Annotated in this window: 9 protein-coding genes, 1 tRNA gene and 3 pseudogenes; 4 read left to right on the top strand and 9 right to left on the bottom strand. The window is 62.4% G+C overall.

Annotated features, from left to right (window positions below):
• Window positions 1-94: 94 nt before the first annotated feature.
• From cysW to IBX54_RS09165, 8 genes and pseudogenes are all read right to left on the bottom strand, one after another.
• A complete protein-coding gene (cysW, locus tag IBX54_RS09130) occupies window positions 95-979 on the bottom strand; it encodes a sulfate ABC transporter permease subunit CysW (protein WP_296542349.1) in 885 nt (294 codons plus the stop codon).
• Window positions 976-1857, bottom strand: coding sequence for a sulfate ABC transporter permease subunit CysT (gene cysT / locus IBX54_RS09135; protein WP_296542350.1), 882 nt, complete (start codon window positions 1855-1857; stop codon window positions 976-978). Before cysT ends, cysW begins: the two co-directional genes overlap by 4 nt.
• A 378-nt stretch (window positions 1858-2235) precedes the next feature.
• Window positions 2236-3234 carry a sulfate ABC transporter substrate-binding protein gene (locus tag IBX54_RS09140; protein WP_296542351.1) on the bottom strand — a complete coding sequence of 333 codons (999 nt, stop codon included), beginning with the start codon at window positions 3232-3234 and terminating at the stop codon, window positions 2236-2238.
• A gap of 59 nt (window positions 3235-3293) precedes the next feature.
• Window positions 3294-3584 (bottom strand): annotated as a pseudogene (locus IBX54_RS09145) (RBBP9/YdeN family alpha/beta hydrolase); the annotation flags it as partial.
• Window positions 3585-3839: 255 nt separating this feature from the next.
• Window positions 3840-4880: a DMT family transporter gene (locus IBX54_RS09150; protein WP_296542352.1), complete on the bottom strand. Its 1041-nt coding sequence runs from the start codon at window positions 4878-4880 to the stop codon at window positions 3840-3842.
• A gap of 103 nt (window positions 4881-4983) precedes the next feature.
• Window positions 4984-5432: pseudogene (locus IBX54_RS09155) on the bottom strand (LysR substrate-binding domain-containing protein); the annotation flags it as partial.
• Between the two features lie 97 nt (window positions 5433-5529).
• Window positions 5530-5759 (bottom strand): annotated as a pseudogene (locus IBX54_RS09160) (sulfate transporter subunit); the annotation flags it as partial.
• 180 nt (window positions 5760-5939) lie between these two features.
• Entirely contained in the window at window positions 5940-7433 is a 1494-nt protein-coding gene (locus IBX54_RS09165) for an O-antigen ligase family protein (protein WP_296542353.1), read from the bottom strand.
• A gap of 97 nt (window positions 7434-7530) precedes the next feature.
• Here IBX54_RS09165 and IBX54_RS09170 point away from each other — a divergent pair, with 97 nt between their 5' ends.
• Genes IBX54_RS09170 through IBX54_RS09180 form a run of 3 tightly spaced genes read left to right on the top strand, consistent with a single transcriptional unit; the run spans window position 7531 to window position 9512 of the window.
• Window positions 7531-7980 carry a nuclear transport factor 2 family protein gene (locus tag IBX54_RS09170; protein ID WP_296542354.1) on the top strand — a complete coding sequence of 150 codons (450 nt, stop codon included), beginning with the start codon at window positions 7531-7533 and terminating at the stop codon, window positions 7978-7980.
• A gap of 11 nt (window positions 7981-7991) precedes the next feature.
• Window positions 7992-8960 (top strand): alpha/beta fold hydrolase, encoded by a 969-nt coding sequence (locus IBX54_RS09175; RefSeq protein ID WP_296542355.1) that lies wholly within the window; start codon window positions 7992-7994, stop codon window positions 8958-8960.
• A 12-nt stretch (window positions 8961-8972) separates the two neighbouring features.
• The gene (locus IBX54_RS09180) at window positions 8973-9512 is read left to right on the top strand and encodes a DUF2946 family protein (protein ID WP_296542356.1); all 540 of its coding nucleotides are present in this window, start codon (window positions 8973-8975) and stop codon (window positions 9510-9512) included.
• Window positions 9513-9520: 8 nt separating this feature from the next.
• On the opposite strand, the gene IBX54_RS09185 is transcribed toward IBX54_RS09180, so the two are convergent.
• Window positions 9521-10066 (bottom strand): c-type cytochrome, encoded by a 546-nt coding sequence (locus tag IBX54_RS09185; RefSeq protein ID WP_296542357.1) that lies wholly within the window; start codon window positions 10064-10066, stop codon window positions 9521-9523.
• Between the two features lie 87 nt (window positions 10067-10153).
• Between IBX54_RS09185 and IBX54_RS09190 the strand changes: the two genes are divergently transcribed.
• A tRNA-Arg gene (locus IBX54_RS09190) sits at window positions 10154-10225 on the top strand.

Here is a 10225-nt window from a genome sequence, read left to right on the forward strand (position 1 = left end):
GCTGTTCATGGAAAGCGTAGCGCGGCAGTCCATGCAGTCCGGGGAGATGGATTGCTGCACTGCGTTCGCAATGACGGGCATGATGTGCTTCATGTCAGGCCGTCGGTCTTTCGGGTGGCAAGGCAGCAGCGGCTTTTTGGTCGCGCTCGAACTGCCACTCCACCACCGACTTGATCAGCAGCGTCAGCAGCGCCAGCAAGGCCAGCAGCGATGCCACGGCAAAGGCGGCCACCGACTGGTATTCGTTGTACAAAATTTCCACGTGCAGCGGCAGCGTGTTGGTCTGGCCGCGAATGTGGCCCGAGACCACCGACACCGCGCCAAATTCGCCCATGGCGCGCGCGTTGCACAAAATCACGCCATACACCAGGCCCCACTTGATGTTGGGCAGCGTCACATGCCAGAAGGTTTGCCAGCCGGTGGCGCCCAGCACGATGGCCGCCTGCTCCTCTTCGGTGCCCTGTGCCTGCATCAGCGGAATCAGCTCGCGCGCGATGAACGGGAAGGTTACAAAAATGGTCGCCAGGATAATGCCGGGCACGGCAAACACGATTTTGATGTCGTGCTCAGCCAGCCAGGGGCCGATCCAGCCTTGCGCGCCAAACATCAGCACATAAATCAAACCCGCCACCACCGGCGAAACCGAAAACGGCAGGTCGATCAGCGTGGTCAAAAAGGCCTTGCCCTTGAACTCGTATTTGGCCACCGCCCAGGCGGCAGCCACGCCGAACACCAGGTTCAGCGGCACCGCCACCGCTGCTGTCAGCAGCGTCAGCCGAATCGCGCTCCAGGCATCGGGCTCATATAAAGCCTCAAGTGCGGCGGGCAGGCCCTTGCGCAGGGCTTCGGTAAACACGGCGGCCAGCGGCAGCAGCAGGAACAGGGTCACCAGGCCGAGCGCCAGCGTCAGCAGCGACCAGCGCACCCAGGTGGGCTCGGTGGTACCGGCCCTGGCTTGGCTACGGATGAGCGTGCTCATGATTTGCCTCCGGCGCGGCGGCGCTGCCAGCTTTGCAGGCCGTTGATGACCAGCAGCAGCACAAACGAGATGCCCAGCATCACCGTGGCCACGGCGGTGGCGCCGGCGTAGTCGTATTGCTCGAGCTTGCCGATGATGATGAGCGGGGTAATTTCAGAAATCATGGGCATGTTGCCGGCAATAAAAATGACCGAACCGTACTCGCCCACGGCGCGGGCGAAAGCCATGGCAAAACCGGTGAGCAGCGCCGGCGCCACGCTGGGAAAAATCACGTGGCGAAACGTTTGAAAGCGCGAGGCCCCCAGGCAGGTGGCGGCTTCTTCGAGTTCTTTCTCGGCATCTTCGAGTACCGGCTGCACGGTACGCACCACAAACGGCAGGCTGATGAAGATCAGCGCAATCACGATGCCGTTGCGGTGGAAGGCCATTTGAATGCCCAGCGGCTCCAGGTACTGCCCAATCCAGCCATTGCCGGCCAGCAAGGCGGTGAGCGAGATGCCGGCCACGGCAGTGGGCAGCGCAAAGGGCAAATCCACCAGCGCATCGATGATCTTTTTGCCTGGAAACTCGTAGCGCACCAGCACCCAGGCCAGCAGCAGGCCAAAAAACACGTTGAACAGGGCGGCCAGAAACGAGGCGCCAAAGGTCAGCCGGTAGGAGGCCAGCACGCGCGGGCTGGCCACCGCCGACCAGAACTCGACCCAGGTCAGGGTGAAGGTCTTGAACAGCAGGGCCGACAGCGGGATCAGCACGATCAGGCTGAGGTAAAACAGCGTGTAGCCTAGCGTCAGGTGAAAGCCGGGCAAGACGCGTTTGGGGGCGCGTTTGGGCGGCGATGCCTGCGGCTGCGGCGACATGGAAAGCGTTGCGGTGGTCATATGAAAAAAGTGGTGGGCTCGGGAGCTGTCATTGCGCTGTGCATCATCGTGGTGGCTTGGTCATCGCGAGCCATCCGTACCCGGCCCGATACCGCACACGGCCCTTGAACAGAGACTTCGTCATCGCGAGCGTAGCGCGGCGATCCATGACTTCCGGGTGCATGGATTGCGTCACTTCGTTCGCAATGACGGGGCTGGGGTTCGTAATGACGGAGCTGTTCATGGAAAGTGAAGCGTGGCGATCCATGACATCCGGGTGCATGGACTGCCGCGCTTCGCTCGCAGTGACGGAAATAAGCGCGTCATTGCGAGGAACGTAGTGACGCGGCAGTCCATGCATGCCGGAGTTATGGATTGCCGCACTACGCACTGACGCGTTTATTTCACCGTGTAAATCTTGTCAAACTGGCCGCCGTCGTTGAAGTGCACTTTTTGCGCCTCGGACAGTGAGCCGAAGTAGTCGCTCACGGCGAACAGTTGCAGCGGTTTGAAGGTGCTGGCGTGTTTGGCCAGCACTTTCTGGTTGGTCGGGCGAATGCCGTGTTTGGCGGCAATCTCTTGTGCTTCTTCCGAGTACAGGTAGTTCAGGTAAGTTCTGGCCAGTTCGCCCGTGCCTTTTTTGGCCACCGTGCGCTCCACCACGGCCACCGGGTTTTCGGCAATGATGCTCACGGACGGGTGCACCGCATCGACCTTGCCGGCACCAAATTCGCGGTTCACCGACACCACTTCGGACTCAAAGGTGATCAGCACGTCGCCAATGTTGCGCTGCAAGAAGATGGCGGTTGCGTCGCGACCACCTTTGGCCAACACGGGCACGTTTTTGTACAGCTTGCTGACAAATTCAGCGGCCTGCGCGTCAGTGCCGCCGGTTTTGCGCACGTAGCCCCAGGCGGCCAGGTAGGCCATGCGCCCGTTGCCGCCGGTCTTGGGGTTGACCACGATCACCTTTACATCGGGCTTGATCAGGTCGGCCCAGTCGTTGATGCCTTTGGGATTGCCACTGCGCACCAGAAACAGCATGGTCGATGTGGTGGGTGCGGCGTTGTTGGGGAAGCGCTTGGCCCAGTCGGCGGCCACGATGCCTTTGCTGGCCAGAAACGCCACGTCGGTGGTGGTGTTCATGGTGACCACGTCGGCGTCCAGGCCGTCATTGACGGCACGCGCCTGGGCGCTGGAGCCGCCGTGTGACTGGTCCACCTTGACGTCCTTGCCAGCGGTCTTTTTGTAGTTGGCGACAAAGGCGGTGTTGAAGTCTTTGTAAAACTCGCGCGACACGTCATAAGACGCGTTGAGCAGGGTTTGCGCAGAGGCCAACTGGGCGGCTGACAGGGCGATGCCTGCAATGGCGAGGCTGATTTTTTGTTTGAATTTCATCAGGAGTCCTTGGATAAATTAACGGGGTTAAAGGTTGAAAAAAGTGCAAAAACGGGTTGTCAGGCGGCGGCCAGTTCGGGCTGGCTTTGAGCGCGCGCCTCGTCGGTCAGGGTCTTCAGCAGCGCCAGCCCCAGCGGCCAGGGGCCAGAACCGGCTTCCAGGTTGATGTGGCCGGCATCTTGCAGGCGCACAAATTCGCTGCCCCAGGCCCGCGCATAGGCCCCGGCCGTGCGCACCGGGCAATAGGGGTCGGTGTTGCTCGCCACGACGATGCTTTTGAACGGCAGCGGTTGGTAAGGCACCGGCGCAAAGTCATTGCGCACGCTGCGCCGCTCCGGGTCCGCCGGTGCCGCCAGCCGGAAATGATGATGATCGGGACCATGGTGTGGTGCTGCAGCGGTGCGTCGAAGTTGAAGGAGCACGCATTGTGGGTCCCGAAGCTTAAAACTCAAACAACGGATTTTTTATTTGATTATCTCTGTATTCATATATAGATCCAGATTTTTCAGCCCGTGCTGGCGTGTCTGATGCACGCCTTCACCGCGAACAAAGCCATCAGGCCCGCGTGTTTTTTTGATCAAGCTTTGATGATGTCCACTGACGCCTCAGTGCCCGTGCCGGTGATGAATGTCGGGGTAATGCGGATGGTTGTGCCTGATGCTGTTGTGGGTGTGCAGGTGGCTGTGCGGGGCGCTTGTGTCGGTGCCAGGTTCATGCGTGTGCTGGTGGTGTTCATCGTGGCTGTGCATGTGTGCATGCACCAGTTCCTGGTGGACATGCTCATGGGCATGGTGCTCGGTCAGGTGCAGCCAGACCCCCAAAGCCATCAATGCGGCCGCCAGCCAGAAGACCCATGAGGTCGTCTCCGGAAACACCAGTAAGGCCACGGCCGCCCCAATGAACGGTGCGGTTGAAAAATAGGCCCCCGTGCGGGCCGTGCCCAGGCCCCGCAAGGCCAGCACAAACAACACCAGACTGACGCCATAGCCCACCAGGCCGACCAGCATTGTTGCGGCCAAGGTGGCCAAATTTGGCCAGGCGGCACCCAGGCTGATGGCCAGCGCGGTGTTCACCGTGCCGGCCATCAGGCCCTTGAGGCTGGCAATAAAAAGCGCATCTGAGGCCGACACCTTGCGTGTCAAATTGTTGTCAACGGCCCAGCACAGGCAGGCCAGGCTGACCAGGAGTGGGCCCGTCAAACTGGAGCTGGCGCCGGTGTCGGCCTGCCAGCCCAGAGCAACGCCACCGGCCACGATGGCCAGCATGCCCAACACGATGCGCCGGTCGGCGTTTTCCTTGAACACCAGCCAGGCCATGACCGCCGTCAGCACGGCTTCCAGATTCAACAACAGTGACGCGGTGGCGCCAGACGTGGAGACCAGCCCCAACATCAAGGCCATCGGCCCGAGCACGCCGCCAAAGAAAATCGCGCCCAGCAGCCATGGCCATTCTTGCGCTGGCAGGTCGGCGGGTTTGAGGCCGCCGTCGCGCAGCAGGCGTGCCAGGCTCAGGCCAAGCCCGCTGCCCAGATAAAGAAGTCCGGCCAACAAGACGGGCGGCATCTCGCCCGTCAGGTGTTTGGCAAACGGTGTGCTGGCGCCAAACAGGGCGGCGGCACCCAGCGCGTACAGCACGTTTTGATTCATGCTGCCATTGTCTGCCAAGGACACGCGTCAAGTCCTGACAACCCGCCCCTGGCGCCGCTTATGCCACGACGAACGACTCTGCAAGAGCGGCCTCCACCACGTCGCGGGTCAGGTTGATCTCGAACAGGTGGCGCGCGTCGAGCATGCGCAGCTCGACATAGGTCTTGACCGCGTCGGCATCCATGGCAGTGAGCGCAGTCTCTGGGTGCAAGCCGTCGCGCTCAAAGGCATCGTCAATGTGCGAGCGCCCGGTAAAACACAGGTTGTAAGTGATGAGCGGGTACTGGGCCAGTTATTGCAAGGTCACGGGTTCGCTGTGCGCCAGCCCGAAATCAGCAGCTCGGCGATCTGCTTGAGCGAGCCCTGAGGCAAATGCAGCGTGACCTGCGGAAATTTCTCGCGAAAGTCGTGCACCACATGCGGCAGCGCGTAGCGCGCCTGCGAGTGGGTGGCAGCGATGGACAGCGGCCCGTCCATGCGTGGGCTGAAGTCTTTCTCGGCGCGCTTGAGGTTGGCGGCTTCCAGCAGCAGTTGGTCCACGATCGGCAGCAGGCGCACCAAAACCGGACCGGGACCAGACACAATGGCTGTGACGTTAAACATGAGATGCCTCCCTGATGTGTGTGGCAAAAGCGGCTCAGATGCTGACTTACTTCTGGGTGTAAATCTGGTCAAACGTTCCACCGTCGGCCAAATGCACCTTGGCCACTTTGGCCCAGCCCCCAAATGCCTCGTCAATGCCAAACAATTTCAGGTTGGGGAACCGGCTGGCGTGCAACACTGCACTAGCGCTTTGGCAGAAGTCGGGCGGTAGAAGTTTTTGCCGATGATGTCTTGCGCTTCGTCGGAGTACAGGTACTCCAGATACGCGGTGGCCACGTCGGCTTCAATGCCGTCGAGGATGGCGCGGGTCTGCTTGCCCGAGCCACCGTGGCTTTGCTGGAGGGTTACGTCCTGCCCGTGCTTTGCTTTCCATGAACAGTCCCGTCATTGCGAACGAAGTGACGCAGTCCATGACCCCGGACGGCATGGACTGCCGCGCCTCGCTCGCGGTGACGATCAAGGTCTGTGTGTTTTTCGCCCGGCGGCTTGGGCCTGCGCCTGCGCAAAGGCGGCTTCAAAGCGCGCCAGGTAGAAGTCGGCCTGTGCCTCGTGTCCGAGCAGCCGCGCGCTGTCGATGACGATCTCGGCCACCCGCGCTTCGGGCGAAAAATGCAGCATTTCCCGGGCCAGCTGGTTCATCTGCGCTGCGTTGTCTGGCGTCAGTTCGGTGAGGGTGAGTTCGGCAAAGCGCAGCTGATCCTGAAACAAGAAGACATGGCGCGTTTTTTCAAGGGTGTTCAGCCGGTACGCCGGGGCGCGTTCATCGGGTGCCAAATAGATTTGACTGGCCAGGTGGTATTGCCAGCCGGCCAGCGCGCAGAACGTGAGCAGCGTGCCCGCAGCGGCGACCTGCAGGTAGGGCGCCAGCGCCCTGTTTTTCCGGCGACGCTCGGGTAGCAACAGCCAGAGACACAGCCCCGCGGCCATCTGGAACGGGCCGTACCAAAGCGGGTATTCCAGCAGGCTGTGCAGCGCCATCATCGTCAAAATGCCCCAAGCCATTTGCCGGGTGGCGTCGGGCTCGCGCCAGGGTCGGGCGCGCCAGATGAGCCACAGCACAGCTGTGCACACCAGCACAGCCAGTGGCACACCCAGCTCCACCGCCAGGTGCAAAGGCAGGTTGTGGGCGTTGTCCAGAATGTCGCAAAAGCGCGCGCCAGGGTAGAGCGTGATGAAGTGCGCATAGTCCAGCTCGCCCCAGCCCCAGCCCAGCCACGGTTTTTCGCCGATCAAAAACAGCACGTTGCGCCACAGGGTGAGGCGGCTGGCGCACACCGCATCGCCTTCGCGCAACCTTGCCCAGGCACCACTGTGCATGGGGTCAAGCCCCGCCAGCCACGGTAGTGCCCAGGTGGCCAAGGCATAGGCCAGCACGGCAGCCAATAACACCCGCTGCTGTGCCTGCCTGCTTTGATGGTTGGCGTGACGACGCTTGCGGTGCATCCAGTACAGGCTCAAGGCCACCAGCATCAGTAACTGCAACAAACCAGTGCGCGACGAGGACGCCGCGTTGCCCGCGCCCAGCAACGCGGCCAGGCCGATCAGGCCAGCCTGTCGCCAGAATCCGGGGCGGCACGGCTGGGCCGCCCACCACAACAAGGCCACCAGCCCGATGCTCATCAAGCTGGCAAACTGGTTGCGCTGACGCAAGTTGCCATAAGCCAGGCCCACTTCCGTGTGGTTGACCCACACCCCGAGCCATGCGGTGGCGCCGAAATACTGCAACAAGCCAATCACGGCGCTCAAGGCGGCGGCCATAAGCCAAGCTCCTGCTGCGGCGCGCACCCAGTCTGCGCGCTGCTGGTGCGGGTGGGCGCTGGCCCACAGCAGCAGCAAGGCGGCCGCGCAACTCCAGGCAAACAACAGCGGCACCACGGCAGCGGTGGGCCCAAGCGACAACGGATTTAGCCAAGGCAGGGTGATGAGGACGACAACGGCAAGCAGGCGCATGACGCCGGGATTGTCCGTCAGGCCGACGGCAGGCCCGGGCGCCGCGCTTTTTTTGAAAGCACGGCAAAATCGGGCTCACATTGAAAGAGTCCGCACCATGTCCAAAGCCAAGAAAATTGCCGCCATCGTGGGTGGTTCATCCGACGAGCTTGAAATCGCCTTTTATGACGCGCTGCAAAATGCCGACCTGGAGCGGCTGATGGCCTGCTGGGCGGATGACGATGAGGTGGTGTGCGTGCACCCGGGCGGCCCGCGCATGATCGGGCTGGGCGCCATTCGCTCGGCGTTCGAGGCCATGTTCAACCGCGGCAGCATACGGGTGCGAGCCGAAGGCGTGCGCAAGATCGAGGCGCTGGGCAGCGCCGTGCACAGCGTGCGCGAACGCGTGGAACTACTCACCCCCGAGGGCCCGATGGAGGCGGTGGTGATTGCCACCAACGTCTATCACAAGACCGCACAGGGCTGGCGCATGGTGGCGCACCACGCCAGCCCCGGCAACGCCCGCGAGCCGCACGACGTCACCGACACGCCACCGGTTTTGCATTAGGGCTTTGGGCCATGCTCTACAGCGCGCCCTGGTGGCTGCCCGGTGGCCATGCCCAAACCATCTGGCCGGCCCTGCAAAGCCGCACCGCCCGCTTGCCTGTAACGCCGTACCGGCGCGAGCGTTGGGCTACGCCCGATGCCGATTTTGTCGATGTGGACTGGCGCGATGCGCCCGCAGACCAACCCGCAGCGCCTTTACTGGTGCTGTTTCATGGGCTGGAGGGTTGCTCGCGCAGTCACTATGCGCTGGCGCTGGGCCAATGGGCGCAAGCCCAAGGCTGGGGCTTTGCCGTGCCGCATTTTCGCGGTTGCAGTGGCGAGATCAACCTTGCCCCGCGCGCCTACCACTCGGGTGATTTTGAAGAAATTGGCTGGATGTTGGCGCGCCTGCGTACCCGCCACGCCGGGCCGCTTTATGCCGTGGGCGTGTCGCTCGGTGGCAACGCCTTGCTGCGCTGGGCGCAGGAAGCGGGTAGCACGGCGGTCAGCATGGTGCAGGCGCTGGCCAGTATTTCTGCGCCGCTTGACCTGAGCGCCAGCGGTCTGGCCATTGGCCGCGGCCTGAACCGGCAGGTTTACACCCGCATGTTCCTGAAAACCATGAAACCCAAGGCGCTGCGCAAGCTGGCCCAGTTTCCCGGCCTGTTCGATGCCCGGAACCTGCGGGCGGCACGCGATCTGTACGACTTCGACAATGTGTTCACCGCACCCCTGCATGGCTTCAAAAATACCCGCGACTACTGGCTGCGCGCGTCAGCCAAGCCGCGCCTGGCCGACATTCGCCTGCCAAGCCTGGTGGTCAACGCCCTGAACGACCCGTTTGTTCCGGCCGCCAGTCTGCCGCAGCAGCGCGATGTGGGGGCACATGTGACACTCTGGCAACCGGCACAGGGCGGCCATGTCGGCTTTATGGCGGGATCGCCACCCGGCCATTTGCAGACGCTGCCGCAGGCCGTGGGCGGCTGGTTGCTGGCCCATTGACAGGAGAAAAAAATGGACGACATTGTCAAACAAGCCATGGCCAAATGGCCCAACGTGCCCGACTGCTACGGCTGGCTGGGGCTGGATGCGCGCGGCAACTGGTTTCTGCGTGACGACCGGGCCCAAGCCGCGGGGTCTTTCCAGAGTGGGCTGCCGGGCAGCAAGGGCTCTTTGCTGACACACGAGAAGCTGATCGACTTCATCACCCGCAACTACCTGCCTGATGATGCGGGTCAGTGGTTTTTTCAAAATGGGCCGCAGCGCGTGTATGCCGAGCTGCAAGCCACACCGCTGATCTGGCGCGTGCAGCCCGACCACACGGTCAAGGACCACCTGGGCCGGGCCGCCGAGGTGCAGCAGGCTTGGCTTGATGAGATGGGCTTTTTGTACCTGGCATCAAAGCCCGGGCTCGGGCTGGTGCACACCCAGGACATGGGTTTGGCCGCAGAGGCCGTGACGCAAGGGCTGTGGCAGCCGCAAGAGATGTTGCGGCGCGACTTGCCCGCGCGCTTCGGCTTTGTCAAAAGCCCGCAAGCGCTACAGAAAAAGTAAACCTGGGCTTATTTGGCTTCGGCTGCCGCAGCGTCAGGTGCTTCGGCGTCTGGCGCCTCGGGCTCTTCAAACTGGGCACCCGCGGCATTGGCCATGTAAGCCACGGCGCGGCCCACTTCGAAGTCGGCAAAGGCACCGCCGCCCTGTGCCGCCATATTGCCCTTGCCCTTGAGGGCCGAGTTCAACAGCGCTTCATAACCGGTGGCCAGCCGTGGTGCCCAGGCGGCGGCATCGCCAAATTTGGGTGCGCCCACCAGGCCGGCTGCATGGCAAGTGGTGCACTGCGCCTGGTAAACCTGTTCGCCGGTCTTGGGCTCGCGCGAGGCCTCGCCCAACTGGAAGCGCCCCACTTTTTGAATGCGCCCGGCAACCGCTTCTTCGGACATGTCTGACGCGATCTGGCCGCCGGTTTGCGTTTTGTTACAACCCACCAAGGAGCCAACCACTACCAATGGCAGTCCCAGCAGAACAAGAAGGGCGGCAATTTTTTTCAACCCGCTGGGGCTGGGGGCAGCGTGTGCGTCGTGGTCGGCGGTGTGATGTGGGTCGCTCATGTTGGCCTCGGTTCAATGGTGGGTGCGAAAGCAGCTTGGATTATAGGGTTGGGCAATTTTTAACACCTACAATCGCCACTCCCAGTTGCGGCTGTAGCTCAGTGGATAGAGTATTGGCCTCCGAAGCCAAGGGTCGTGGGTTCGATCCCCGCCAGCCGC

This window comes from Rhodoferax sp., from assembly GCF_014859475.1.
Lineage (GTDB): Bacteria > Pseudomonadota > Gammaproteobacteria > Burkholderiales > Burkholderiaceae_C > Rhodoferax.